Source organism: Pseudoxanthomonas fibrivorans (assembly GCF_041464125.1).
In the GTDB taxonomy this organism is placed as follows: domain Bacteria; phylum Pseudomonadota; class Gammaproteobacteria; order Xanthomonadales; family Xanthomonadaceae; genus Pseudoxanthomonas.
In genome coordinates this window covers 2,336,357-2,361,772 of record NZ_JBGNUG010000001.1, presented here as the reverse complement: position 1 = coordinate 2,361,772, position 25,416 = coordinate 2,336,357, and the positions used below count along the sequence as shown (strand labels likewise).

25 protein-coding genes are annotated in these 25,416 nt (G+C 71.9%); 9 read left to right on the top strand and 16 right to left on the bottom strand.

All coding sequences use genetic code 11. From position 1 onward, the window contains the following. The first annotated feature begins 310 nt into the window (after positions 1 to 310). The gene (locus tag ACA089_RS10965) at positions 311 to 1,690 is read left to right on the top strand and encodes a hypothetical protein (protein ID WP_372016723.1); all 1,380 of its coding nucleotides are present in this window, start codon (positions 311 to 313) and stop codon (positions 1,688 to 1,690) included. A gap of 9 nt (positions 1,691 to 1,699) precedes the next feature. On the opposite strand, the gene ACA089_RS10960 is transcribed toward ACA089_RS10965, so the two are convergent. Next, positions 1,700 to 2,800 (bottom strand): DUF3667 domain-containing protein, encoded by a 1,101-nt coding sequence (locus ACA089_RS10960; protein WP_372016722.1) that lies wholly within the window; start codon positions 2,798 to 2,800, stop codon positions 1,700 to 1,702. 100 nt (positions 2,801 to 2,900) lie between these two features. On the opposite strand from ACA089_RS10960, the gene ACA089_RS10955 reads away from it, so the two are divergent. Together ACA089_RS10955 and sppA are read left to right on the top strand one after the other, a co-directional pair. Beyond that, positions 2,901 to 4,283, top strand: coding sequence for an MATE family efflux transporter (locus ACA089_RS10955; protein WP_372016720.1), 1,383 nt, complete (start codon positions 2,901 to 2,903; stop codon positions 4,281 to 4,283). Between the two features lie 76 nt (positions 4,284 to 4,359). Further along, positions 4,360 to 6,261, top strand: a complete 1,902-nt coding sequence (gene sppA / locus ACA089_RS10950) for a signal peptide peptidase SppA (protein ID WP_372016718.1) — start codon at positions 4,360 to 4,362, stop codon at positions 6,259 to 6,261. 81 nt (positions 6,262 to 6,342) lie between these two features. Here the strand turns inward: sppA and ACA089_RS10945 are convergent, their stop codons facing one another. Next, positions 6,343 to 6,597 carry a hypothetical protein gene (locus tag ACA089_RS10945; protein WP_372016717.1) on the bottom strand — a complete coding sequence of 85 codons (255 nt, stop codon included), beginning with the start codon at positions 6,595 to 6,597 and terminating at the stop codon, positions 6,343 to 6,345. Between the two features lie 38 nt (positions 6,598 to 6,635). Between ACA089_RS10945 and ACA089_RS10940 the strand changes: the two genes are divergently transcribed. Beyond that, on the top strand, positions 6,636 to 7,412 hold the full coding sequence (locus ACA089_RS10940) for an SDR family oxidoreductase (RefSeq protein ID WP_372016715.1): 777 nt from the start codon (positions 6,636 to 6,638) through the stop codon (positions 7,410 to 7,412). A gap of 45 nt (positions 7,413 to 7,457) precedes the next feature. Here the strand turns inward: ACA089_RS10940 and ACA089_RS10935 are convergent, their stop codons facing one another. From ACA089_RS10935 to ACA089_RS10920, 4 genes are all read right to left on the bottom strand, one after another. Continuing rightward, positions 7,458 to 8,198 carry an endonuclease/exonuclease/phosphatase family protein gene (locus tag ACA089_RS10935; RefSeq protein ID WP_372017759.1) on the bottom strand — a complete coding sequence of 247 codons (741 nt, stop codon included), beginning with the start codon at positions 8,196 to 8,198 and terminating at the stop codon, positions 7,458 to 7,460. 91 nt (positions 8,199 to 8,289) lie between these two features. Further along, entirely contained in the window at positions 8,290 to 9,081 is a 792-nt protein-coding gene (locus ACA089_RS10930; RefSeq protein WP_372016713.1) for a thiol:disulfide interchange protein DsbA/DsbL, read from the bottom strand. A 69-nt stretch (positions 9,082 to 9,150) separates the two neighbouring features. Continuing rightward, complete coding sequence (locus tag ACA089_RS10925) at positions 9,151 to 9,801, bottom strand: thiol:disulfide interchange protein DsbA/DsbL (protein ID WP_372016711.1); 651 nt, start codon at positions 9,799 to 9,801, stop codon at positions 9,151 to 9,153. Positions 9,802 to 9,922: 121 nt separating this feature from the next. After that, positions 9,923 to 10,711, bottom strand: coding sequence for a c-type cytochrome (locus ACA089_RS10920; RefSeq protein ID WP_372016710.1), 789 nt, complete (start codon positions 10,709 to 10,711; stop codon positions 9,923 to 9,925). A 150-nt stretch (positions 10,712 to 10,861) separates the two neighbouring features. Between ACA089_RS10920 and yihA the strand changes: the two genes are divergently transcribed. Beyond that, positions 10,862 to 11,464, top strand: a complete 603-nt coding sequence (gene yihA, locus ACA089_RS10915) for a ribosome biogenesis GTP-binding protein YihA/YsxC (RefSeq protein WP_372016708.1) — start codon at positions 10,862 to 10,864, stop codon at positions 11,462 to 11,464. Positions 11,465 to 11,485: 21 nt separating this feature from the next. Here yihA and ACA089_RS10910 read toward each other — a convergent pair whose 3' ends face one another. Beyond that, on the bottom strand, positions 11,486 to 12,196 hold the full coding sequence (locus ACA089_RS10910; protein WP_372016706.1) for a VIT1/CCC1 transporter family protein: 711 nt from the start codon (positions 12,194 to 12,196) through the stop codon (positions 11,486 to 11,488). A gap of 185 nt (positions 12,197 to 12,381) precedes the next feature. On the opposite strand from ACA089_RS10910, the gene ACA089_RS10905 reads away from it, so the two are divergent. Then, complete coding sequence (locus tag ACA089_RS10905; RefSeq protein WP_372016704.1) at positions 12,382 to 13,746, top strand: glutamate--cysteine ligase; 1,365 nt, start codon at positions 12,382 to 12,384, stop codon at positions 13,744 to 13,746. Here the strand turns inward: ACA089_RS10905 and ACA089_RS10900 are convergent. The 3 genes from ACA089_RS10900 to ACA089_RS10890 form a co-directional block, all read right to left on the bottom strand. Then, positions 13,740 to 15,266 carry a hypothetical protein gene (locus ACA089_RS10900; protein ID WP_372016702.1) on the bottom strand — a complete coding sequence of 509 codons (1,527 nt, stop codon included), beginning with the start codon at positions 15,264 to 15,266 and terminating at the stop codon, positions 13,740 to 13,742. The genes ACA089_RS10905 and ACA089_RS10900 overlap by 7 nt on opposite strands. Before the next feature lie 268 nt (positions 15,267 to 15,534). Further along, positions 15,535 to 16,788, bottom strand: a complete 1,254-nt coding sequence (locus ACA089_RS10895) for a hypothetical protein (RefSeq protein ID WP_372016700.1) — start codon at positions 16,786 to 16,788, stop codon at positions 15,535 to 15,537. Between the two features lie 349 nt (positions 16,789 to 17,137). Then, positions 17,138 to 18,361, bottom strand: a complete 1,224-nt coding sequence (locus tag ACA089_RS10890) for an HD-GYP domain-containing protein (RefSeq protein ID WP_372016699.1) — start codon at positions 18,359 to 18,361, stop codon at positions 17,138 to 17,140. 148 nt (positions 18,362 to 18,509) lie between these two features. On the opposite strand from ACA089_RS10890, the gene ACA089_RS10885 reads away from it, so the two are divergent. From ACA089_RS10885 to fghA, 3 genes are read left to right on the top strand one after another with little or no spacing between them, the layout of a single operon-like run. Continuing rightward, on the top strand, positions 18,510 to 18,785 hold the full coding sequence (locus ACA089_RS10885) for a metal/formaldehyde-sensitive transcriptional repressor (RefSeq protein ID WP_372016697.1): 276 nt from the start codon (positions 18,510 to 18,512) through the stop codon (positions 18,783 to 18,785). Positions 18,786 to 18,843: 58 nt separating this feature from the next. Continuing rightward, on the top strand, positions 18,844 to 19,953 hold the full coding sequence (locus tag ACA089_RS10880; RefSeq protein WP_372016695.1) for an S-(hydroxymethyl)glutathione dehydrogenase/class III alcohol dehydrogenase: 1,110 nt from the start codon (positions 18,844 to 18,846) through the stop codon (positions 19,951 to 19,953). Positions 19,954 to 19,963: 10 nt separating this feature from the next. Continuing rightward, positions 19,964 to 20,857: an S-formylglutathione hydrolase gene (gene fghA, locus ACA089_RS10875; RefSeq protein ID WP_372016693.1), complete on the top strand. Its 894-nt coding sequence runs from the start codon at positions 19,964 to 19,966 to the stop codon at positions 20,855 to 20,857. A 32-nt stretch (positions 20,858 to 20,889) separates the two neighbouring features. Here the strand turns inward: fghA and ACA089_RS10870 are convergent, their stop codons facing one another. The 6 genes from ACA089_RS10870 to ACA089_RS10845 all read right to left on the bottom strand — a co-directional run bounded on the left by ACA089_RS10870 (position 20,890) and on the right by ACA089_RS10845 (position 25,412). Next, positions 20,890 to 21,570, bottom strand: coding sequence for a Dph6-related ATP pyrophosphatase (locus ACA089_RS10870; RefSeq protein WP_372016691.1), 681 nt, complete (start codon positions 21,568 to 21,570; stop codon positions 20,890 to 20,892). Then, complete coding sequence (locus ACA089_RS10865) at positions 21,570 to 21,914, bottom strand: hypothetical protein (RefSeq protein ID WP_372016689.1); 345 nt, start codon at positions 21,912 to 21,914, stop codon at positions 21,570 to 21,572. The genes ACA089_RS10870 and ACA089_RS10865 overlap by 1 nt, the downstream gene beginning before the upstream one ends. A gap of 78 nt (positions 21,915 to 21,992) precedes the next feature. Then, the gene (locus ACA089_RS10860; RefSeq protein ID WP_372016687.1) at positions 21,993 to 22,934 is read right to left on the bottom strand and encodes a DegV family protein; all 942 of its coding nucleotides are present in this window, start codon (positions 22,932 to 22,934) and stop codon (positions 21,993 to 21,995) included. Between the two features lie 80 nt (positions 22,935 to 23,014). Continuing rightward, the gene (locus tag ACA089_RS10855; protein WP_372016686.1) at positions 23,015 to 23,644 is read right to left on the bottom strand and encodes a 2-hydroxychromene-2-carboxylate isomerase; all 630 of its coding nucleotides are present in this window, start codon (positions 23,642 to 23,644) and stop codon (positions 23,015 to 23,017) included. 13 nt (positions 23,645 to 23,657) lie between these two features. Further along, complete coding sequence (locus tag ACA089_RS10850) at positions 23,658 to 24,050, bottom strand: DUF1761 domain-containing protein (protein WP_372016684.1); 393 nt, start codon at positions 24,048 to 24,050, stop codon at positions 23,658 to 23,660. A gap of 87 nt (positions 24,051 to 24,137) precedes the next feature. After that, positions 24,138 to 25,412: an amidohydrolase family protein gene (locus tag ACA089_RS10845; protein ID WP_372017757.1), complete on the bottom strand. Its 1,275-nt coding sequence runs from the start codon at positions 25,410 to 25,412 to the stop codon at positions 24,138 to 24,140. Positions 25,413 to 25,416: the final 4 nt, after the last annotated feature.

Here is a 25,416-nt window from a genome sequence, read left to right as displayed (position 1 = left end):
TGTGCATGAGCGCAATGCTTCACGCGGCAAACACGGCACTTCAAGCGTGTCAGTCAGGATGGTCAAAAAAGCGCCACATCGGAAAATCAATTCAAATCAACGGGTTGGTCGTGAAACACCGGTGTAGCAAACCGCTGGATGCGAAAACATGCGGTTTTGGGCCGAAAGTAATTGCGCTGTGCACAACCCGCTGGCCGGCAGGCCCCGTCATTGCGTGCTGGAACAGCCGCGCCAGACCTGTCAAGAGCGATCCGGGTAGGCCGGCGGCGTATCCTCCCCGCATGGCACCGACCCCACGCATCGAAATCCCTTGAGCCGGGGCACGGAACTGCCGGCGGCGCTGGCCGCGTTCCTGCGGGGGGCCGAGCGGCGCGCCTTCACCTTCCTGTGGCTGCAGGGCGGCGACGCCGCCGCGGCCGAGCGGGCGCTGGCCGCGGCGATCCGGGCCTTTCCCGGTCCGGCCGAACGCATGCCGATGGCCGAATGGCCGACCCGCTTCTGGAAGTTGCTGCTGGCCCTGCCGCCGGAGCCGGCGCGTGGCGCGTGGCCCCCCGAGCTGGCGTTCCTGGCCGCGCTTCCGGTCCCCGCCCGGCGGGCACTGCTGCTGCGCCAAGTGGCTGGCCTCGACGAGGAAACGGCCGCGGGCGTGCTCGCCACGGACCTGCCCGGCTACCAGCAGGCGCTTGCCGAGGCGTGTCCGCGCGACGCCAGCGGAGCGCCGGACGCGACCGGCTGGAGGCGGCAGGCCGAAGCCATCCAGCAGGCTGGTCGCGACCTGGACGTGCGCCAGCTGCAACGGCTCGCGCAACTGCGCGAGTCCGCGCTGGCCGCGCGCCCGCCTGCCACCGCCCCGCCCACCGGCCAGCCCACCGGCCAGCCCTCCGAGCCGGAGCACGCGCAGCGGCCCGCCCGTCGGGGGGTGCCGGCACGCGGGCGCACCTGGCTGATGGCCGCGCTGGTGGTCGCCGGCCTCGTGCTGGCCGCCTGGTGGTTGCACACCGCGGGGCGCCTGCCGGGCCTGCAGGCGGCGGCCATCGAGGATCCGCCGCGCGGCACCGATGACCTGCGCGTCCACGACAACGCGCCGGTGGTCATCGAGCCGTTGCCTCCGGCCGAGCCCCCGGCCCGGGCGCCCGACTGGCCGGCGGCCCTGCCCGAACCGGTGCAGGATCCGGTCATCGCCGACCTGGCGCTGCTGTCCTGGTATGCGGCCGGCATGCCGCCATCGCGGATCGAGCGCGACGCGGATCCGCAGGCGGCGGACGCTGCGTTCGGGGGCGGAGCGGACGTCGCTCCCGCCGCGCTGGAGGCGTGGCAGCACCTGGACGCGATCGGGCAGGCGCAGGTGCGGGCCGCGGCCGCCGCCCTCGAAACGCAGGATCCGGCCACCCGCGCGCAGCTGCGCGCCCGCTTCGCCGCGCTCGATGCGATGGAGCGCGCCGGCTGGCTGCTCGGCCCGGGGCTTGGTGCCGACTACGCGCGCCTGCAGCCGCTGGTCGGCTTCGTCGGCGAAGGCGAGCGCGCGCCGATGCTGGCCGTGCTGCGCGCGCTGACGCCGGAGCAGCGCGCGCGCCTGGGCGAATTATCCGCGCGTACCCCGCCCGCCGAGCGCCAGCGGCTGCGAGCCGAACTGCTGGCCACGCCCCCCGCCGGGCGCGGCGCGTGGCTGGAGCAGCGCGCGCGCGAGTGAGCGGCGCCGTCAGGCGCGGGCCAGGCTCAGCAGCGCCAGCGCCACGGCAGCATTGACCAGTACGAAGGCGTAGATGCCGCCCAGCACGGCGAACTTCGTGCCGGTCAGCAGCCAGCCCTGCCCGTAGACGCGCTTCTGCATCAGCAGCAGGTACACCGGCATGCACAGCCACAACAGGCCCGCCAGCAGGCCGGTGAACATTCCGAACGTGACCACGTATGGCGCGATCGTGTGCTCGAGCGCCAGCAGCACGAACTGCCCCAGCAACGCCAGCAGCAGGAAGGCGTGGCTGTAGAGGGCGACCACGAGGTGTTCCAGGTACAGGCGCCCCGAATCGAGGTAGAAGAGCTTCAGCAGCAGCGCGAACAGCGGCACCAGCACGAACAGCGCCGACGGCACGCTGCCCATGAACGCGGCCTTGAACAGCGACGGGTCCCGCTCGATCCGCGGCCAGTTCTGTTCGATCCGTCGCGCCTGGCGCGCCAGCCAGCCGTCCTCCCCGTCGGTGGAGACGACCAGCGCATCCGTTCCCCGTGTCTCGACGCCCGCAGCCGCCGGCGGGGCGGGCGCGGGAGTGCCGCCGAGCTCGACGATGCGCAGGTCGGCCTGCCGCCGGATCTCGGCGATGCCCTGGTCGAACCCGCGGCGCGCGGGCGCGGCGATGGCCGGCAGGCCCTCGCGCCCCTCTTCCATTTCGGCCACGTTGGCGTCCCGCAGCCGCTCGACCTCCGCCACCGTGCCGGCCCCGGCGAACATCCGGGCGGCGCCGTTCACCTGCACGGACGGCGCCACGGTCGCATCGTCGGACCAGTCCACCAGCTTGCCGACGAAGAAGGTCAGCACGCACAGGACCACGAACAGCCGCATCGGCGCCACGTACGGCGCGCGGCGGCCCCCGAGGTAGTCGATGGCCAGTGCCCCCGGCGACAGCAGCCGGCGCAGGGTGCGGAAGATCCGGCCGTCGAGGTGCCAGAAGGATTCGAACACTTCCTCGACCGCGTGCGCGAAGCTGCGCACGGGACTGTGCGCGGCCTGGCCGCAGGCGTGGCAGAACCGGCCCCGCAGCGGCGCGGCGCAGTTCTCGCAGGCGGCAGGATGGCTGTCGCTCATGGCGTCATGTGCTGGTCCCCGGTCGCGGCTAAGATAGCGACCTGCCGGAGCCCGGTGCCAGTGCCCGCCGCACGACCGCAGCCCGCATCAAGTGCATCCCATGTCGTCTTCCCCCACGCCGGGCTTCGGCCGCGAACTGCGCGCCACCGCCACGCTCGCCCTGCCGCTGGTGCTGGGACACGTCTCGACCGGCCTGATCAGCTTCGTCGACAACGTCATCGCCGGCCACCACGGCACCCGCACGCTGGCCTCGGTGACGGTCGGCACCGCGCTGCTGTGGCTGCCGATGATGGTGCCGATCGGCACGCTGATCGCCTTGACCGCGTCGGTCTCGCAGCTCGACGGTGCCGGGCGCCGCCACGAGATCGCGCCGCTGTTCCGCCAGGCGCTGTGGCTGGGCCTCGGCCTGGGCCTGCTCATGTTCGCCTTCCTCAGCGCGGTGCCGCTGGCGCTGGGTGCGTTCGGCATCGCCGCGGACATCATTCCCGGCGCGACCGCGTTCGCCCACGCGGTGCGCTGGGGGGTGCCGGCACTGACCCTGTTCTTCTGCATGCGCTACCTCAGCGAGGGCCTGCACTGGACGCTGCCGACGATGCTGCTGGGCTTCGGCGGGCTGCTGGTGCTGGCGCCGCTGGGCTACGCGCTGACCTTCGGCGTGGGCCCGTTGCCGGAGATGGGCGCCGGCGGCCTCGGGGCGGCCTCGGCCACGGTGATGTGGCTGCAGGCGCTGGGCTTCGCCCTGTACCTGTGGCGCTCGCGCCGGTTCGCGCCGCTGGGCCTGTTCACGCACCTGGAGCCGCCGCGCCTGCGCGCAATCGGTGCGCTGCTCGCCACCGGCCTGCCGATCGGTGTGACGGTGCTGATGGAGGGCGGGCTGTTCATCGCCACCGCGCTGCTGATCGCCAGGCTGGGCGAGGTGCCGGCGGCCGCGCACCAGATCGCGATCAACGTCTCCGCGCTGTGCTTCATGGTGCCGATGGGGCTGGCCGAGGCGACCACCGTGCGCGTCGGCCACGCCCTCGGGGCCGGCGAACCGGACGGCGTGCGGCGTGCCGCGCGGGCCGGCTACGCGATCGTGCTCGCCACCCAGTCGCTTTCGGCGCTGCTGCTGCTCTCGGGCCACGATGCCATCGTCTCGGTCTACACCTCGGACGTGGCGGTCGCGGCGCTGGCCTCGACCCTGCTGCTGTACGCGGCCGCCTTCCAGTTCCCGGACGGGATCCAGGTGATGTCGGCCGGATCGCTGCGCGGCCTGCGCGACACCCGCGTGCCGATGTTCCTGGCGATGGTCTCGTACTGGGGCCTGGGCATGCCGCTCGGGGCCGGGCTCGGCCTGGGCCTGGGCGGGGGGCCGCAGGGCATGTGGGCCGGCCTGATCGTCGGCCTGACCGCGGCCGCGCTGCTGATGGGCGCGCGCCTGCGCTGGCGCCTGCGCCACCTGCCCCCGGCCGTGCCCGCCAGCCCCGTGGGCACCCTGACTTAAGGCTTATGAAAGGGCATGGCGCAGGGGCTATCCTGCATGCCGTAACCCGCATCCCGCCCGCCGGAGCCGCTGTCCGATGAACCCGCCCCCCCTGCCGCGCCCCAATCCCGTCGGCCGCTTCTTCACCGGCCTGTGGGACGTGATGAACTTCACCCGCCGGCTGATCCTCAACCTGCTGTTCTTCGGCCTGCTGTTCCTGGTCCTGGTCGGGTTCATCGCCGCCGTGGGCAAGGGGGGCGTGCAGCCGCTGCAGGAGCGCACCACGCTGGTGATCGCGCCGGAAGGGCGGCTGGTCGAGCAGTTCACCGCCGACCCGGTCACCCGCGCGCTGGCGCGCGCCTTCGGCGACCGCTCGGCCGAGGAGATCCAGCTGCGCGACCTGCTGCGCGCGATCGAGGCGGCCAAGGACGACAAGCACATCGAGCGCGTGCTGCTGCAGCTCGACAAGCTCGAGCCCTCGGGCATGGCGTCGATGCGCGAGGTCGCCGCGGCGCTGGCCGAGCTGCGCGCATCGGGCAAGCAGGTGGTGGCGTTCGGCGAGAACATCGGCCAGAGCCAGTACCTGCTGGCCGCGCAGGCCGACGAGGTCTACCTGGACCCGATGGGCAGCCTGCTGCTCGAGGGACTGGGCCGCTACCGCCAGTATTTCCGCACCGGCCTGCAGGACAAGCTGGGCGTGGACGTGCACCTGTTCCGCGTCGGCGAGTTCAAGTCCGCGGCCGAGCCGTACATCCTCGACGCCGCCTCGCCGGAGGCGAAGGAAGCGGACCTGTACTGGATGAACGACGTCTGGCAGCGCTACCTCGCCGACGTGGGCGCGGCGCGCAAGCTCGACCCGGCGCAGCTGGCCGCGCAGATCGACGCGCTGCCGGACGGCATCGAGGCCGCCGGCGGCGACATCGCCCAGCATGCGCAGGCGATGAAGCTGGTCGACGGGCTGAAGACGCGGGAGCAGGTCGCCGACCTCATGACCGAGCGTGGCGTGGCCGACGAGGACGACGAGCTCGGCTTCCGCCACGTAACGCTGGACGGCTACCTCGTCCAGCTCGACAGCAAGCGCCTGCCCGTCGACCGCCGCCCGCAGGTGGCGGTGGTGGTGGCCGAAGGCGAGATCACCGGCGGCGACCAGCCGGCGGGCCGGATCGGTGGCGAGTCCACCGCCGCGCTGCTGCGCCAGGCGCGCGCCGACGAGGAGGTCAAGGCGGTCGTGCTGCGCGTGGATTCGCCCGGCGGCGAGGTCTTCGCCTCCGAGCAGATCCGCCGCGAGGTCGAGCTGCTCAAGGCCGACGGCAAGCCGGTGGTGGTGTCGATGGGCGACCTGGCCGCCTCCGGCGGCTACTGGATCAGCATGAACGCCGACCGGATCTACGCCGACCCGTCGACGATCACCGGCTCGATCGGCATCTTCGGGCTGATCCCCAACTTCACCCGCACCCTGGACAAGATCGGCGTGCACACCGACGGCGTGAGCACCACCCGCTTCGCCGGTGCGTTCGACGTGACCCGGCCGATGGATCCGGAAGTGGGCCGCGTGATCCAGGCGGTGATCGACAAGGGCTACGCCGACTTCACCGGCAAGGTCGCCGCCGCACGCGGCAAGCCGGTCGAAGAGGTGGACGCGGTCGCGCGCGGCCGCGTGTGGAGCGGCGCGCAGGCCAAGGAGCGCGGCCTGGTCGACGAGCTGGGCGACCTGGGCGACGCGGTCGCCGATGCCGCCGCGCGGGCCAAGCTCGGTGCCAGGGACAAGTTCCGCGTGGCGTACATCGAGAAGCCGGCCACGCCGTTCGCGCAGTTCATGGCCGGTTTCGCCGGCAGCCGGGTCGGCGCGGTGCTGCTGCAGGATTCGGGACTGGCGCGCAGCGCGCTGGCGCGGACCATGCCGGAGACCGAAGCGCAGCTGCGCTTCGTCGAGAACGCGTTGAAGGACCGTAGCGGCGCGCCGGTGAAGTCGCTCGCCTACTGCTTCTGCGGACTGTAGTCCGCGGCTACCCGCCGCCCCGTCCGGTTGCCGGGCGGGGCGGTTTTTTTTGCCGGATTGCCGGGCCGGCCCCGGCCGCGCTCATCCTCCGCTGGCGTCCTCGATCGCGGACGCCTGGCGCTCCGCGGCATCGGCGGCGGCGGCCTGCGTCGCCCGGGCCTTGTCCTGCGGCGCCTGGATGGCGTCCTGCAGCACCGCCGCTTGGGCCTGCGGCTCGGGCGGGCGCTCGGTCGGCGGCGGCTCGGGCCGGCAGCCAGCCAGTGCGAAGGTGCAGCCGAGCAGCAGCGTCGCGCATGCCGGCGCATTCCGGGTGGACGGTTGGACGATGCGGGACATCGGCGCGCTCCGGTGGAAGCCGGCGTTATCCTACGCCCATGACGACGAACCGGTGGCGGCTGGACGGGCAACTGGCGCTGGTGACCGGCGCCAGCGCCGGCATCGGCCTGGCGATCGCCCGCGAACTGGCGGCGCTCGGCGCGCACCTGCTGCTGGTCGCGCGCGAGGAGGATCCGCTGCAGGAGGCGCGCGACGAGCTCGCCGAGCGCCATCCGGCCCAGGACATCCTGGCCATGGCCGCGGACGTGGCCGACGACGAGGACAGGCAGGCGATCCTGGACTGGGTCGAGGACCAGGGCGAGGGCCTGCACGTCCTGGTCAACAACGCCGGCGGCAACGTCACCAAGGCCGCGGTCGACTACACCGAGGACGAATGGCGCGGGATCTTCGAGACCAACCTGTTCTCGGCCTTCGAACTGTCCCGCTACGCGCACCCGCTGCTGGCACGGCACGCGGCCTCGAGCATCGTCAATGTCGGCAGCGTGTCCGGGCTGACCCACGTGCGCAGCGGCGTGGTCTACGGCATGAGCAAGGCCGCGCTGCACCAGATGACCCGCAACCTCGCGGTGGAGTGGGCCGAGGATGGCATCCGGGTGAACGCGGTGGCGCCGTGGTACATCCGTACCCGTCGTACGTCGGGACCGCTGTCGGACCCGGACTACTACGACGAGGTGGTCGCGCGCACGCCGATGGGACGGATAGGCGAACCGGAGGAGGTCGCCTCGGCGGTCGCGTTCCTCTGCCTGCCGGCGGCCAGCTATGTCACCGGCGAGTGCATCGCGGTGGACGGCGGATTCCTGCGCTACGGGTTCTGAGCGCGCCGCTCGTGCAGGCCGGCGACGGCACGACGCGCCGCTCCGTCAGGTGCGCAGGGCGCGCTCCGGGACCTCGATCTGCATCGCCAGCGCCAGGTGGTCGGAAAACGCCGCCGGGAACGCCTGCGTGCCCAGGCACCTCAGTTCGCCGCTGACCAGGATGTGGTCGATCGCGCGCTGCGGCTTCCAGCTGGGGAACGTCGGCACCACGCACTCGGGCGGGCGCAGCGTGGTGTTGCGGTAGAGCACGTCCATCTCGGGCTGGTCGGGCAGGCAGTTGAAGTCGCCCATCAGCACCGCGTTGGGGTGGTCCTTCAACACCTCGGCGATGAACGACAGCTGCGCCAGCCGCGACTTCGCGCCCAGCGACAGGTGCGCCACCGCCACGGTGAGGCCGTCGCGGTCGTCGCTGAAATGGGCCAGCAGCACCCCGCGGCCCTTGATCCGGCCGGGCAGCGAGTGGTCGGTGGTGCGCACCGGCTCGAGCTTGCTGAGCAGGCCGTTGGCGCTCGACGCCACGCCACCCATGCTGCGGTTGGGCTGGTGGGTCCAGTAATGGAAGCCGGCGCGCTGGGCCAGGTAGTGGGTCTGGTTGGTGAAGCCCGACCGCAGGCTGCCCGGGTCGCTTTCCTGCAACCCGACGATGTCGTGGCCGCTGGCCAGCTGCGCGATCGCGTCCAGGCTGGTGCGCTTGCGCCCGGCCGGCAGCGCGTGCGACCAGCTGCGGGTCACGTAGTCGCTGTAGCGGCGGGTGCTCGATCCGGCCTGGATGTTGGCGCTGAGCACGCGCAGGGTGCGCGTGCCGGCCGTCGACGTGGCGACGGCCGGCGGGGCTGCGGTGGCGGGCGTGGGGGAGCCCATACGGGGGTGCGGCGCGTCAGTTCGCGCCGCCACGCTCCCTGGCGACCAGCCAGTCGACGGTATTGAGCATCTGGCCGAAGCCGCGCTGGTCCACCGGCACGGTGTACTTGCCGTTGACCACCAGCGAGGGCGTGCCTTCGATCTTGGCCTTCATCGCGAACTGCTTGGCACGGTTGATCTTGGCGTCGACGCCGAAGCTGTTGAAGGTGTCGGTGAAGCGCTTGGCGTCCACGCCGTACTGCGCGTAGAAGGGCGCGATCTGCTCGGCGGTGACGTTGTTGTTCACCGGCAGGCTGCGCTGCACGTGGATCGCGTTGAACATGGCATCGTGCGACTGCGGCAGCACGCCCAGCGCCTCGGCGGTGTAGAACGCACGCGCATACGGCACCCAGTAGCCGCCGAAGGCCGCCGGCACCTGCACCACCGCCACGTCGCCCGGCTGGCGCTGCTTCCACGCCTGGAATTCCGGTTCGAAGTGGGCGCAGTGCGGGCAGGTGTAACCGAACACCTCGGCGACTTCGATCCGGCCGGAGGCCGGCTGGAACGGCTGGCCGTTGGCGATTTCCACGTAGTCCACGCCCGCGACCGGCGCCGGGCCGGCAGGTGCGGCGGGCGCCGCGGCGGACGGGGCCGCCGCCGGGGCACCGGCGTCCGTGGCCGGGGAGGCGGTGGCCGGGGCTGCGGGCGTCTGGGCCGGCGCCGGGCTGGCCGGCGCCGCCGCCGGTGCGGGGGCGTCGGGGCCGGAGCAGGCGGTCAGGGCGAGCAGCAGCAGCGGAAGGGTCAGGCTGACGAGATGGCGCGGGGTCATGGGTCGGTCTCCTGGCAGAAGAGGGTGGGGCAGGGGCCGTCAACGCCGGGTCGGCGCGGCGGCTCCGGATCAGGGGCGGGGGCGGGGGTTCTTGCGCTCGCGGGCGACCAGCCAGTCGGCGATCCGCAGCATGTCGTCGAAGCTGCGGCCGAGGACGCGGTAGCGGCCGGCCACCACCAGGGCGGGCGTTCCCTCCAGCTCCCAGGCGCGGGTGAGCCCGGCGGCGCGGGCCAGCTGCGCGTCGACGCCGGGGTCGGCCATCGCCGCGCGGAAGCGGTCCTGGTCGACCCCATAGTCCGCGTAGAAGCTCGCCAGTTCCTGTGCCGTCGGATTGCGCGGCAGGGTGCCCTTCTCGTGGATCGCCGCGAACACCGCGTCGTGCGTGCGGCCGAGCAGGCCGAGGTCGGCGGCGGCGAAATAGGCGCGTGCCCAGGCATCCCACGGCCCGCCGAACGCGGCCGGGACCGCGACGAAATCGACATCGCGCGGCAGCTTCGCCTTCCACGCCTTCAGGGCCGGCTCCAGCCGGGCGCAGTGCGGGCAGGAGTAGCCGAAGACTTCCGCCACTTCGACCCGCCCGGGCCTGGCGGCCCACGGCTGGCCGCCGGGGATCTCGACGTAGTCGCGCCCGGCCTCGGGGACCGGCGCGGCGGCCCCGGCAGGCGGCGCGGGCAGCCAGGCCAGGGCGGCGAGCAGCAGACCGGTCAGCAGCGCCTTCATCGGGGATCTCCGGTTGGGGCGCCCGCGCAGGCGGGCGGCGGAAAAAACGACGCCGGCCAGGGGCCGGCGCAAGGGTGAGAGAGGGACCGCGGTGGTCAGACCGCGCCGGCGCCGCGAAGTTTCACGGGCGCGGTTCGGCCGCGGCCACCTCGACGTCGTCGGCATGGTCGTGCAGGCCCTGCAGGTAGCTGGCCAGCGCGCCGATTTCCTGTTCGGTGAGCTTGCCGGCGACCTTGGCCATGATGTGGAACGAGGCCGGGTCGCGCTCGCTGGTGGTCCCGGCCTTGTATTCGGTCAGGCGGCGCGCGCTGTACTCGGCCATCTGCCCGCCGATGTGCGGGTACGGCGGACCCGGGTTGCCGGCGCCGGTGGGGCCATGGCACGACGCGCAGGCCGGGATGCCGCGCTCGGCGTCGCCGGCGCGGAACAGGCGCTCGCCGATCTCGTAGTACTTCAGGCCGGCGTAGGCGCCATCGGCCACGACGGTATCGTCGGCCACGCCGGCCGCGGCCTTCTGGCCGGCGAAGAACGCGCCGACGTCGCGCATGTCCTGCGGGCTCAGTGCCTGGGCGAACGGCACCATCACCGCGGCCATGCCCGTGTGGCGCTCGCCGCTGGCGAACAGGGCCAGCTGCTTGGCGATGTAGCGCTCGCTCTGGCCGGCCAGGCGCGGGTAGGTCGGGATCGACGGATTGCCGTCGGCACCGTGGCAGGCGGCGCAGGCCGCGGCCTTGCCGGCGCCGGCCTCGGCGTCGCCCCAGTGGGTCTTGCTCAGGTCCACCTCGAGCGGGGCGGTCTGCACGGGCGCGTTGTCGGGGACCGGCACCACCGTGGTCTGGGCGGCGAAGGCGGCGACGGCGGTGACCGTGATGGCCAGTCCGGCAAGGGCGATAACGCGAGCGTGGCGCATGTGCTAGAGCTCCGGGGACCCGATTCGGGGCGGCCGATTAACGGCCGCGAAACGTCGGGATTATCCCTGTGGCGGGGCGGAACGGTCAACGAAACCGGCCATCGCCGCGGTCCGGGCGACCCGCGGCCCGCGCCGTGCGATCCTATGGGCATGTCCAATCCGCTCGAGAAGGCCCGCTACCTGGGCTCGGCGCACACGCCTGCGCAGTTGCCGCCCGATGGCGGCCACGAGGTCGCCTTCGCCGGCCGCTCCAACGCCGGCAAGTCCAGTGCGCTCAATGCCCTGACCCGGCAGAACGCGCTGGCGCGGGTCTCCAAGACCCCCGGCCGTACCCAGCAGCTGGTCTACTTCGAGGTGGCGCCGCAGCGCTACCTGGTGGACCTGCCGGGCTACGGCTACGCCAAGGTGCCGATGGAGATGAAGGCGCACTGGCAGGGTTTCCTCGATCGCTACTTCCGCCAGCGCGAGGCGCTGCGCGGCCTGGTCGTGGTCATGGACATCCGCCACCCGCTCAAGGACTACGACCGGCAGATGCTCGAGTACGCGGTCGCCCGCGGATTGCCGGCGCATGCGCTGCTGACCAAGGCCGACAAGCTCGGCCGCGGCCAGCAGGCCCAGGTCCAGGCCGCGGTGCGGCGCGAACTGGCATCGGCCTTCGGCGAGGGCAATGTCGGCGTGCAGACGTTCTCCAGCGAGAACAAGCAGGGCGTGGACGAGGCCCGCGCGGTGGTCACCGGCTGGCTGGAGCTGTAACCCCCGACGCCTGCCGCTGGGCTAGACCTGGACGTCGAACAGGCTGCCGATCCCGTGCGAGGCGGCCATCGCCAGCGCGCCCCAGAAGCCGACCCGCAGCGCGCCGCGCAGCACCGGCGCTCCGCCGAGCCGGGCCGCCACCGCTCCCGACAGCAGCAGACCGAGCACCGTCGACGTGATGGTCACCGCGGCGACCCGGCCGGCAGGCGCCAGCAGCGCGCTGGCCAGCGGCAGCATCGCGCCGGCACTGAACGCCCCTGCCGATGCCAGCGCCGCCTGCAGCGGTCGCGCTCGCAGTATCTCGGTGATGCCCAGTTCGTCGCGGGCGTGCGCCGCGAGCGCATCGTGGGCGGTGAGCTGCTCGGCGACCTCCCGGGCCAATCCCGGGTCCAGGCCGCGGCGCACGTAGATCCGGGCCAGCTCGTCGAGTTCGTGCTGGGGCTCGTCCCGCAGTTCCTGGCGCTCGACTTCCAGGTCGGCCGCCTCGGTGTCGGCCTGCGACTGCACCGATACGTACTCGCCTGCCGCCATCGACATCGCCCCGGCCACCACCGCGGCCACGCCGGTGGCCAGGACCACGCCGGCGCCGGCGCCACCGGCGGCGACGCCGACCACCACGCCCGCCACCGAGACGATGCCGTCGTTTGCGCCGAGCACCGCCGCGCGCAGCCAGCCCACGCGCTGGGTGCGATGGCGTTCGGGATGGCGGCTGTGCGGTCCGTGCGGCGACATGCGGCCAGCGTAGCGGGCGCGCCGCGGCGATGGAGGACTGCGACGCGTTCGCGGGCTCCGGCGGAACACTGCGACTCCCGCATGGGCACACCGGGACGACGCGGGCGCAGGCTATAGTGCGCCCCTTGCGATGCGGCTCCACGGGCCGGCCGTCGCCCCCCGTCCGCCCCGTCGCGAGCCGTCCTTTGTCGAGCCCCAGCCACGTTGCCGATACGCCGGTCACCCACCGCAGCCAGCTGGTGGACTACGTCGCGTCCGGCGAGAAGCCCAGGGCCGCCTGGCGGATCGGCACCGAGCACGAGAAGTTCGGCTTCCGCCTCGACGACCTGCGACCGCCGGCGTTCGACGGCGAGCGTGGCATCGAGGCGCTGCTCAAGGGCCTGGTCCGCTTCGGCTGGACCCCGGTGGAGGAGGGCGGGCGCGTCATCGCGCTCACCCGCGACGGCGCCTCGGTGACCCTCGAACCGGCGGGCCAGCTCGAGCTCTCCGGTGCCGCGCTGGAAACCATCCACGAAACCTGCGTCGAACTCGGCACCCACCTCAACGAGGTGCGCCAGGTGTCGGACGAGCTGCAGCTGGGTTTCCTCGGCATGGGTTTCCAGCCGAAGTGGCGCCGCGACGAGATGCCGTGGATGCCCAAGGGCCGCTACCGGATCATGAAATCGTACATGCCCAGGGTCGGCCAGCTCGGCCTGGACATGATGACCCGCACCTGCACGGTGCAGGTCAACCTGGACTACGCCTCCGAAGCGGACATGGTGAAGAAGTTCCGCGTGTCGCTGGCATTGCAGCCGGTGGCCACCGCGCTGTTCGCCGATTCGCCGTTCACCGAAGGCAAGCCCAACGGCTACCTCAGCTACCGCTCGCACATCTGGACCGACACCGATCCGGATCGCACCGGGATGCTCGACTTCGTGTTCGAGGACGGCTTCGGCTACGAGCGCTACATCGATTACCTGCTCGACGTGCCGATGTACTTCTCCTACCGCGATGGCGTCTACGTCGACGCGTCGGGCAAATCGTTCCGCAAGTTCCTCAAGGGCGAGCTGGACGTGCTGCCCGGCGCGCTGCCGACCCTGCGCGACTGGTCCGACCACATGACCACCGCCTTCCCCGAAGTGCGGCTGAAGAAGTTCCTGGAGATGCGCGGCGCCGACAGCGGCCCGTGGTCGCGGCTGTGCGCGCTGCCGGCGTTCTGGGTCGGGCTGCTGTACGACGACGCCGCGCTTGACGCGGCGTGGGACCTGGTCAGGGACTTCAGCACCGCCGAACGCCATGCGCTGCGCGACGGCGTGCCGAAGCATGCACTTGGCCTGCCGTTCCGGGGCGCGCACGTGCGCGAGCTGGCGGTCGAGGCGCTGAAGATCTCGGTCGCCGGCCTGCGCAGGCGCGCCGCGCTCAACGCCGACGGCATCGACGAGTCGCGCTTCCTCGAGCCGTTGATCGAGATCGCCGAGAGCGGCCAGACCGCGGCCGATCGCAAGCTGGCCTTGTTCAACGGGGCATGGAACGGCGACATCGACCGGGTGTTCGCCGGCTTCGCCTACTGAGGCGCCGGCGCCGGTGCTCCATCGGCCGTGCAGTCCTGCTCGACCGGCGTCAGCGAGAACACCGGCGCCACCGAGTCGGAGAAGCGGCCCATCGGCGAGGTGATCGTCGAGGTGCCGGTGGCCTGGAGCGTGCCGCTTCCGTCCCCGCCGTCGAGCGCCACCGTGTAGCGGCCGCCGCCCGACCAGGCCACGCCGGCCGCGTGGCCGGAGAGGGTCCAGGAACCGCCGCCCTCGCCGCCGGACATGTGCATCACCATGCCTGCGCTGCTGGGGATGTCGAACGGCCGGCCCAGCGAACAGGCCACGGTGTTGGCGACGAAATCGTTCTGGCCGCCGGCGATCCGGTACGCCTGCTGCTCCTTGGTGTCGAACGCCAGCGTCGCCCGGCCGACGCCCCGCTTGCTGCGCGCTTCGAAGGCGATGCTCGCCGACTGGTCCTTCTTCGACGGCGCCACGTAGGCGTACCGGGCATCCGGTGCCAGCTTCTCGCCGTCGCGGGCCAGGCTTTGGCCGCCGTCGAGCGTGGCGCGCACGCTGCCGCCGGGCATGCTGCCATCGGCCTTCACCCGCGGCGCGGCGACGACGTCGAAGGACGTGGAAGGCTTCGCGCCGCTGCGTTTCGACGGCGTGCTGCGGGCATCCAGGCGGATGCAGCGGCCGCTTTCCCACGGCGCCTGCTTCATGCCGCGCAGCATCACCTCGGCCATCAACGTCTGCAGCAGCTGCGCGCTCTCCACCATCTTCATCGCCCGCTGCGCTTCGTCCATGCGGAAGATGCTGAAGCCGCTGTGGCCGTGCTCGGTGAACAGCTCGGTGCCGCCGCGCGTCCAGCCGGTGGTCAGGTCCAGGCTCTGGTCCCGGCCGTTTTCCGTCCCGCCCAGGGAGATGCGCAGGTTCGACGACGAGCCGTCCGGGCCGTCGACCAGGTGGGCGTCGTCGTCCAGGTAGCGCTCATAGACGAAGTGCGAACGGACGTAGCCGCCGGTGCCGGGCTTGCCGGCGACCTGCATCGTCGAGTCGACGTCGGACTCGACCGTCACCTTGCCCGACGCATCGGGGCAGGCGTCCATCTTCGTCTTCACCTTGACCTTGCCGGTCAGGCCTTCGGCCACTTTTCCCTCGAAGCTGATGTCCTGGGAAAGGCTGCCGTCCGGGGCGACCGCGATCGCGTAGCCGCCGTCCTTGCCGCCGAGCTGCACCGGCCCGGCGCGGGTCAGTTCGGCCAGCCGGTCGTCGGACATGTCGCTGACCATCCCGGACACCATGCCACCGGAGACCAGGCCTCCGAAGCTGGCGATACCCAGGCCGAGCAGGCCGCTGTTCATGCCCTCGCCGGTGAACGCGGCCGGAATCATCCTCGGCACGTCCGCCTGCGCGCCGCGTGCCTGGCGCTCGTAGTCCTCCGCCAGCGCCTTCAACGCGGCCAGCGCCTGCGCTTCGCCGCCCAGCGCCTGTTCGACGCCGGTGGCCTGCATCACCTTGTAGTGCAGCCAGTAGTCCAGCGGGCGCAGCTGCTGCAACGAAGGGTCAGGGCCGGCGGCGAGGAACCTGTCGACGTCCGCGCGCGTCGGGGCAAGACCGGTGCTCGCCGCCGGCGCCGGTTCGGCCGTGCGATCGGCGTCGGGGGTGCACGAACACGCACACAGCGCCATGGCGCAGGCCACGAGTGCAAGGCGGTGCGGGGCGCGCATGGCGTGGGACACGTCCGTTCGCGGCATGGACCGGTCGGCACCCGTCCTGGACGTCGCGGTCGCCACGCGGCGGGCCGGAGAACGGGGCCAGGACGGCTCAGAGGTTGCGCAGCAGCCCACGCAGCAGCTTCTTGGTCGCGCCTTCCTCGGGCTTCTGCGGCTGGCCTTGCGGCGCGGCGGCGTCGCCCGCATCCATGCCGTCCATGCCGGACAGGTCCATGCCCAGCAGCGCGCCGGCCGTGGACTTGGTGCGGATGCGCACGTTCCACTCCGGATCCCACGGCTGCTTCGGGTCGGCCGGCTTCGGCGGCCAGGCGATATGGGTCTCGGGCCCATAGGCGATCATGCTCAGGATCCCGGGGCTGGCCTGGCCACTGGCGGCGTCGGCGAAGATGCCGGCGGGGATCGCGCACGAGGTGGTCGACGGCGCCAGCAGCACCTTCTCCTTGAGCCAGCGATCCACCTGCGCCCCGGTCAGGAAATCGACCACGCCCTGGCCCGCATCGGGCACCTCGGCGCTGCTCCAGATCACGATGGTCTTGTCCTGCAGGCTGATGCCATGCAGGAAATACGCCTTGGCCCGCTCCACCGGCTGCCAGCCCAGGGTCAAGCCGCTGGCCAGCTCCCCGCTCTGGGTGAGCGCGATCTTCGGCATGAAGTCGGCGGCCTGCTGCAGTTCGAACTTGAGGGATTCGGGCACGCCGGGTCCGGTGATGCGATGCTGGCCGACCAGCGAGGCGCTGGCCGGCGCGCGGTTGGCGGTGCGGGGATTGGGCCAGAGCACGTAGGAGGGATTGGGACGGATGCCACGTTCGGGCGCATAGCGGCCCTGCATCGGATCACCGCTCAGCTCGAACCTGCCGCCCTTGGCGCGCATGTGAGTCTCGCGCGGCTGGCCGGCGCGTACCGCGGTCCCGCACCCCCAGTAGTACTTGATGTGGATTTCGCCGTCGGGCATCTCGGTGGGCCCGCCCACCTCGTCGCCGCGGCTGGCGGTCGGCGGCAGCAGCGGCAGTGCGGCGCCGAGGCCGAGCGCGGCGGGCACCTGCTGCTCGGCCGGCTTGCCCGGGTCCAGGGTGTTGAGCATGGCCACGTCGAAGAACTTGCCGGTGAATACCGGATGCCTGGCATCGGGATAGCCGATCGCGCCCTGGCCGCCGCCCATCATCTTCGCCGCGATCCCGCCCATGCCGCCCATCATCGAACCCATGTCGGGCATGCCGGCCTGGTGGTGGGTGGCCACGTCGATCCAGACCTGGGTCTCCGGGCCGCCGGAGGGCGCGCTGCCGGCGGGAAGCGCGGTGGAGGCGAGGGCGAGTGGAAGGGCGAGGCGGAGGCGACGGGCGTTCATGGCAGGCCGGAACGGATGGATTCGAGACTGGACACGCCATAAGCGGTGCCGCGAGGACACGCCGCGTCGTTCGCGGGGCGCAGGGTCCGTCCGTGGCGCCGCGACCGCGGCAGCGCGTGCACGTGCGGGCCTTCGCAGTGCGGGGGAGGTGATGGTGTCTGTCGGACCTCACGTTCCGGCTTGCCCGATCGCACCGGCTCCGGCGTCGTGGCAGCGGGGCCGCGACGGAGGGTCGGCAACAGGTCGGGCCGTCAGCCTGTCGTCGCAGGTCTGGCCGATGCGGCTCGACACGTGACCGCCGCCGCGGTCCTGGTTGGAAGGCGTGGCGCGCATGCCCCGCCGTGAAGGCTCACGGAGCCCAGAGCTTCTCCAGCTCGCGGAAACCCCACTGCCGCGGTGATTCCACGCCGGTGATGCGTTCGCCGCAGCCGGCATCGGCCAGGTCCAGGTCATGCTGCAGGATCTGGCTGCGCGAACGTGCCGAGAAGAACACCCGCACGCGCGGCGTGGAGAGCGCGCCGGGACGCTGTTCGACCACCACCGCCAGCCGGTCGCTGGACAGGCGGACCAGGGTGCCGATCGGGTAGATGCCGACGCTGGCGACGAAGGCCTTGAGCACGGCCGGGTCGAAGTGGCCCTTCCACGAGGCCATGCGCCGCAGCGATTCGCCCGGATCCCAGCCTTCCTTGTAGGGGCGATTGGAGGTGATCGCGTCGTACACGTCGCAGACCGCGCTCATCCGGGTGAGCAGGGGCGTCGCGTCCGCCGCCAGCCGCGACGGGTAGCCGCCGCCGTCGAACTTCTCGTGGTGGTGGCGGACCATGTGCAGCACGCTCGCGTTCTCCAGTCCGCTCGCGCGCAGCAGTCGCTCGCCTTCGGCAGGATGCGAACGCATCACCTCGAACTCTTCGTCGGTCAGGCGGCCGGGCTTGTTGAGGATGTCGACCGGCATGCACGCCTTGCCCAGGTCGTGCAGCAGGCCGCCCATGGCCGCTTCGCGGCAGTCGTCCTCGTCCAGCCCGAGCTGGCGGCCCAGCGCCACCATCAACGCACTGACCGCCACCGAATGCATGTAGGTGTAGTCGTCGGCGGTCTTGAGCCGGGCGATGCTGATCAGCGCCGCCGGGTGGCGGTCGACCGATGCGGTTATCTCCTCGGCCAATGGCAGTACCGCGGCCGGATCGACCATGCGCCCCATGCGGACTTCGCGGAACATCGCCTCCACCGCGTCGCGGCCGTCCTGGCAGATGCGGCGCGCGCGGCTCAGTTCCGATTCCAGGGTCGCTGCGGGCGCTGCCACGGCCGCCGCCGGCGGTACCGCCGGGAGAGGCATGGCGTCGGGCGCCGACGTGCCGGCATCGTCCGTCGCGGCCGTGCCTGACGCCTCGTCGACGTCCACCCCGCGACGCACGTCGATGTCCACGGACTCCACGGCACTGGCCTGGAGGCGTTCGATGTCGCGCTCGGTGGCGATGAACGTGCCGCGCCAGAACGGATGCTTGAGCCACGGGCCATTGAGGCGCTGGACATGCATGCCCGGGCGCAGCTGGTCGACGTGGATGGTTTTGAACATGGGGGTCCGCCAGCCTTGCGCCGCCCGCCCGGCCAGGGGCGGGACAGGCCTATGGACCCTTATCGGCCGGCACGCGGCGCAGCTTGAGGACGCGCCACGGCGGACGCGTGATACTATACCCCAGTACTGGATCAGCCCGGAGCGACGCATGCCGCATAGTGCCCACGAGAAGAAGCGCGTGCTTGCCCGGGTCCGGCGGATCATGGGCCAGGCCGAAGCGCTCGAGCGCGCGCTGGAGGCGGGCGCCGACTGCGGCCCGGTGCTGCAGCAGATCGCCGCCATCCGCGGCGCGGTCAACGGGCTGATGTCCGAAGTGATGGAAGCGCACATCCGCGAGGAGTTCGGCCAGCCGGCCACCTCCGATGCGCAGCGCCAGGCCCGGGTCGAGGAGATGACCGGTCTGGTGCGTTCCTACCTCAAGTAGCTCCCCGCGGCGCGAGCCGCCGTCCTTCCGCATCCGCAACATCGCAGGAGTCCATGCCATGAAGTCCCGTGCCGCCGTCGCCTTCGGTCCCGGCCAGCCGCTGCAGGTCGTCGAGATCGACGTCGCCCCGCCGAAAGCCGGCGAAGTGCTGGTGAGGATCACCCACACCGGCGTCTGCCACACCGATGCGTTCACCCTCTCCGGCGACGATCCGGAAGGCCTGTTCCCGGTCGTGCTCGGGCACGAGGGTGCCGGCATCGTGGTGGAGGTGGGCGAGGGCGTGACCTCGGTGCAGCCGGGCGACCACGTGATCCCGCTGTACACCGCCGAGTGCGGGCAGTGCCTGTTCTGCACCAGCGGCAAGACCAACCTGTGCCTGGCGGTGCGCGCGACCCAGGGCAAGGGCGTGATGCCCGATGGCACCAGCCGCTTCTCCTACAACGGCGAGCCGGTCTACCACTACATGGGCTGTTCGACCTTCAGCGAGTACACGGTCGTGGCCGAGGTCTCGCTGGCCAAGGTCAACTCCGAGGCCAACCCGGAACATGTCTGCCTGCTCGGCTGCGGCGTCACCACCGGCATCGGCGCCGTGCACAACACGGCCAAGGTGCAGGAAGGCGATTCGGTCGCCGTGTTCGGACTGGGCGGGATCGGCCTGGCGGTGATCCAGGGCGCGCGCCAGGCCAAGGCCGGCCGGATCATCGCCATCGACACCAATCCGTCCAAGTTCGAGCTGGCGCGGCAGTTCGGCGCCACCGACTGCGTCAACCCGAAGGACCACGACACGCCGATCCAGCAGGTGGTGGTCGAGATGACCGGCTGGGGCGTGGACCATTCGTTCGAGTGCATCGGCAACGTCAACGTGATGCGCGCGGCGCTGGAATGCGCGCACCGCGGCTGGGGCCAGTCGGTCGTCATCGGTGTCGCCGGCGCCGGGCAGGAAATCTCCACCCGCCCGTTCCAGCTGGTCACCGGGCGCACGTGGAAGGGCACCGCGTTCGGTGGGGTCAAGGGCCGCAGCCAGCTCCCCGGCATGGTCGAGGATGCGATGAAGGGCGACATCGAACTGGCGCCGTTCGTCACCCACACCATGCCGCTGGAGCAGATCAACGACGCCTTCGACCTGATGCACGAAGGCAGGTCGATCCGCAGCGTCGTGCACTACTGAGGCGCCGGACATGGAGCGCATCGAACACCGTGCCTGTTTCGGCGGCTGGCAGGACGTCTACCGGCACGAATCCGGGGTCCTGGGCTGCACCATGGATGTTGCCGTGTACCTGCCGCCGCAGGCGACGCGGGACGCGAAGCTGCCGGTGCTGTACTGGCTGTCCGGCCTGACCTGCACCGAGCAGAACTTCATCACCAAGGCCGGCGCGCAGCGCTACGCGGCCGAGCACGGCGTGGTCGTCGTCGCGCCCGATACCAGCCCGCGCGGCGACGGCGTCGCCGATGCCGACGGCTACGACCTGGGCAAGGGCGCGGGCTTCTACGTCAACGCGACCGAAGCCCCCTGGTCGAGGCACTACCGCATGTACGACTACGTGGCCCAGGAGCTGCCTGCGCTGGTCGAGGCGCACTTCCCGGTCGGCGACGTGCGCGCGATCAGCGGGCACTCGATGGGCGGGCACGGTGCGCTGGTGGTCGCGCTGCGCAATCCCGGCCGCTATCGCAGCGTGTCGGCGTTCTCGCCGATCGTGGCCCCGTCGAAGGTGCCGTGGGGCGAGAAGGCGTTCTCGGCCTACCTTGGCGCCGACCGCGAAGCGTGGAAGCAATACGACGCCTGCGAACTGGTCCGGACCGCGGAAGAGAAACTGCCGCTGCTGGTGGACCAGGGAGGCGACGACGAGTTCCTGGACGGGCAGCTGCGGCCGCAGCTGCTCCAGGCCGCGGCCGTGGCCGCCGGGCATCCGCTGCAGCTACGGATGCGCCCGGGCTACGACCACAGCTACTACTTCATCGCCAGCTTCATCGGCGAACACATCGCCCACCATGCCGCCGCGATGCAGGGGGATGCCAGGGTGCATGCAGGCGTCCCGCACGGCCACGACGGCGGTTGCTGCGGCGGCCACTGAGGCGGCCGGCGCAGGTCGCGGACCACCCGGCACTAGCCCGGGGTGATGTCGAAGTCGGTATAGGCGAAGCGTCCGTCGCGCAATACGGTGTCGCCGCGTCGCAGCTGCAGCGGCGCGGCGAACATCGGGCCGGCCCAGACGCAGGTGTGGAATTCGCCGTTCTCGCCGCAGGGGTCCACGCCGGCGGGCAGCGCCTCGAGCAGCGCGCCGTCGAAGGCCCGTCCGGCGAATTGCGCATCGAGCTGCCGGGTGTCGACGCAGCACAGCGCCGCGCGCAGGCCGCCGGCCTGCATCCGCCGGGCGAGCGCGGCGGTATCCGAGCCGAACAGCGGCGTCAGCAGGTCCCACCCGGCGGCCGCCAGGCGCTGGGCACGATAGGCGCGGATGTCGCCCAGGAACAGGTCGCCGAAGGCGGCGGTCCGCACACCCGGCCAACGGGCCCCGGCCTCCGCCAGGGCGCTCGCCATCGCTTCGTCGTAGGTCGCGTTGTCGCACTGCGCCGGGATCGGCGCCTCGAGCAGCGGCAGGCCGGCGGCGGCCGCCTGCGCCCGCAGGACCTCGACCCGGATGCCCTGCATCGACGCGCGTCCGTATTCGCGCGTCACCGTGGTCAGCAGCCCCACGACGACCACGTCGTCGCCACGCCGCAGTTCGTGCAGCGCCCACGCCGCGTCCTTGCCGCCACTCCAGGCCAGCAGTACCGGCGTTGCCATCAGCCGCGGCTGACGTTGCGCAGTTCCCAGTGGCTGCCCGCCAGCAGGCGCAGGCGCTGCTTGAGGATGTCGCCGGGGATCGCGGTCACCGCGACCAGGTCGATCGACAGCGTGTGCTGTGCGCCGCTGACCCGCGCCTGCGGATCGGTCACGCCCAGGGCCGGGTCGACCTCGTCGGGTTCCGGTTGCATCGCGCGCCAGCGCTCGAACAGCGCGGGGGTGCGCAGCGCGTCCTCCAGCTCCGCCGCGAAAGCGTCGGCGCCGTGTGCGTGGAAGGACAAGGCGGCATCGCTGCCGCGCGCGAGCGCCGGATCCGGCAGGCGGATGTGGTAGCGGACGGACATGGGAGGCTCCGGGGTGACGATGACGCGCAGTCTGGCACGGCCGGCCGCGAAGCCGGCGTGGTCGCCGCGTCGCCGGACTCAGCCGAACCTGTGCGGGGCGGCGGCGAACCCGACCACCACCGCGCCCTTGCCGACGTTGACCATGCCGGTCAGGCTCATCACGCTCTCGAACAGTTCGATGTTGTTCGCGGTGCAGGCGTCGCGAAGGCGCGCGTAGCCGGGCAACGCGCGCAATCCCGCCAGTTCGCCGCCGTAGCTCACGCACAGGGTCGGCGTCATCAGCCCGGCCTTGATCCGTTCGATGGTGAAGTCGAACAGCTTCTGCACGGCCGGCTCGAAGCCCTTGATCTTGCCCGCCGGCGCGGTTTCGCCGCGGTAGCAGTGCAGGATCGGCTTGATGTCCAGCGCCGTGCCCAGCGCGGCGCTGAACAGGCTGACGCTGCGGTCGCCCTTGGTGCGGGCGCGGTTGCGCAGGTAGTACAGGTCCGGCGGCACCATGTAGCCGTGGGTGTTGAGCGCGAGCTCCTCGAGCCGCTCGCGGATCTTCTGCACGCTCTCGCCGGCCTGCCGCATCCGCACCGCCTCGACCACGCCGATGCCCTGCGCCGCGAACAGGTTCTGGCTGTCGATGACGCGCAGCGCGAACGGCGAGTTGTACCCGGCGGCCTGGCGCACCGGCTTGTAGTCGTTGAGGATCGCGAAGCTGGCCTGGACCGCGTGTTCGTGGATCGGGCTGCGGCTCTTGGTCACGGTCAGGCAGAACACATGGTCGTAGTCGACTACGAGCTTGCCCAGGAACAGGTCGCGGATCTGCTCGACCGAATAGGGAACCGTCTCGGCTTCGTGCCCGCGCTCGGCCACGTGCGCATGCAGGAAGCTCAGCGTGGCTTCCTCGTCGCGGTGGTCGGCCAGCACCGCGTCGCCGATGCGCACCGTGATCGGCAGCAGGACCACGTTGTTGCGCTGGATGTATTCGCCTGGCAGGTCGCAGGTCGAATCGACCACGATTCCGATGCGCATGGGCCCCTCCCGTGTTGGCATGCACGTTTTGTGCGTGAACCCTATCGCAAAACCGGCGCGCATGGCGACTGCCGGAAGGGTCAGCGCCGGCGCTCGATCCCCACCGGAAGGGCGTCCACGCCGGCCAGCGCCCCTTCGCGCAGCAGCGCCGGATCCTCGAGCGCGGCCAGCATCAGGTCGTGGCTGTCGTTGCCCCACAGCAGTTCGCCGTCGAGGTCCAGGGTCGGCACGCCGAACACCCCCGCGGCCAGCGCGGCATCGGTGCCGGCGCGCAGCCGGTCCTTCACCGCCGGATCGGCCAGCGCGGCGGCGGGATCGGCGATCCCCAGGCTCGCGGCGATGCCGGCCAGCGACTCCGCCGTGTCCAGGGCCTGGCCCTCGCCCCAGATGCCGTCGAAGATCGCGTCGATGGCCGTTGTGGTGGCCCCGGCGGCCACGCACAGCCGCAGCGCCGGCAGAGGATTGAACGGATGCGCCGGCGGGAAGCGCAGGCGCACGCCTTCGCGGCCGGCCTGCCACAGCGCCTGGCGGTAGATGAAGCCGCGCTTCTTCGGAATCTCCGCCGGGCCGCGCTGGCCGAGCGCGTGCAGGACCGCGCCGAACACGATCGGCACGGCCTCGACCCGTCCGGCGTCCACCAGCGGGCGCATCTTCTGCCAGTGCAGGTAGGAGAACGGCGAGACGAAGTCGAAGTACCAGCGGGCGGTCATGGCGCCGTCGCCGTCAGTGCCACAGGCCCAGCACCAGCCCGTACAGCGCGAACTGGAGGGTGTGGTAGCCGCCGTCGATCAGCCACAGCTTCAGCGAGCGGCCGGCGAACAGGTAGTTGATGCCGAAGCTGGTGGCGACCCAGCCCAGGCCCACCGCCACGCCGGCGCCGACCGACGAGGCCAGCGGCGGCGCCGGGCCGAGGAACACCGCGAACACCGCCGCGGCAACCAGGCTGAGGACGAAGGCACCGCCGAACACCGCGGCCGGATGGCCGTTGGGCTTGTCCGGATCCACTCCGGCCTCGCGACACCAGGTGGCCTTGAACAGCGGGCCGTACCAGACCCCGCCGAGCAGGAATGCAGAGGCGGCGGCGACGAGCACCGCCCAGATGTTCACGTCCAGCATGGCCGCCCCTCCCGACGGTTCGATCCGGGCAGCTTACGCCGGCGCACCGGCCTGCCGGAAGGCTCCGGCAGGTGGGCGCGCCGGGGGTCAGGGCCCGTGCGAATACGCCGGCGGCAGCCCGCCCTCGCCGGTGCCGCGCAGGTAGCGGTCGCGCAGCTCGGTCTGGCGCGAGCGCATCGGCATCGCCCGCCCGCCCAGCCACACCTGCTGGGCGGTGTTGATCACGTCGAGCGGGTCGCCGGTCCACAGCACCAGGTCGGCGCTCCTGCCCACGGCGATGGTGCCGAGGCGGTCGCCCACCCCCAGCGTCTGCGCGGGCACGCGGGTCAGTCCGGCCAGGCCGGCCTCCCACGGCAGGCCGTTGGCGACGGCATTGCCGGCCAGCTGCCGCACCTTGCGCGCGTTGTGCGATGCGTCGCCGGCCTGGCTGAAGCTCACCTCCACCCCGGCCTGCTGCAGCAGCGCGGCGTTGCGCAGGGTCGCGCCGATCTGGTCGAAATTGCCCGGCAGGTCCGCCAGTGCGTCGACGAACACCGGCACCTGCGCCTGGGCGATCTGCGGCGCCAGCTGCCAGGCCTCGGCGCCGCCGGCGATGGCGATGCGGACGCGTTCGCGCGCCGCCCAGCGCAGCAGCTGGCGGATGTCCGCGGCGCGGTCGACCTTGACCACGATCCGGCCCTGCCCGTTGAGGAACCGCGCCAGCACCGCGCGCCCGGCAGGGGTGAGCAGTGCGTGCGGCGAATCGGCCGGCACCCGGCCGCGGGCTTCGGCGACCATCTGGTCCAGCAGCATCCACTGCGCGGCGCGCGACTTGCCGCTCAGGTCGGCGGCGCCCGACCCGAGGCGGATGAACAACGCGCGCGGGCCGATCGGATCGGGGCTGCCGTCCAGGCGCATGACCCCGCCCTGGCCGGCGACGAACGACTTGCCGCTGCCGGCGGCGAGCAGGGTGAAGCCGATGCCCTCCACGCGCGCCACCGGGATCAGCACCGATGCCGGGTTGTAGGCCAGGGTCACGTCGAACTCCGGGCGCACCGGCTGGTCTTCCAGCGACAGCTCGCCGTCGACGGTGGGTTCCTCGCCGGAAACCTCCTCCAGGCCGATGTCGGTGATGCCGGCGAAGAACGCCGGCGTCAGCGGCTTGCCGGCCGCGTCGACGGTGGTCGCGCCGGCCGGCGCGGCCAGGCCGCTGCCGATCGCGCGGATGGTGCCGCCCTGGACCAGGACGTCGGTGTTCTGCAGCGTGCCCTGCGTGCCGGCGGTGTGGACGGTGGCGTTGCGGATCAGGACGTCCTGTGCGACGGCGGGCAGGGCGGCGACGGCGAGCAGCGCGACGCCGGCCACGCGGGCCAGCGGATGCATGCGA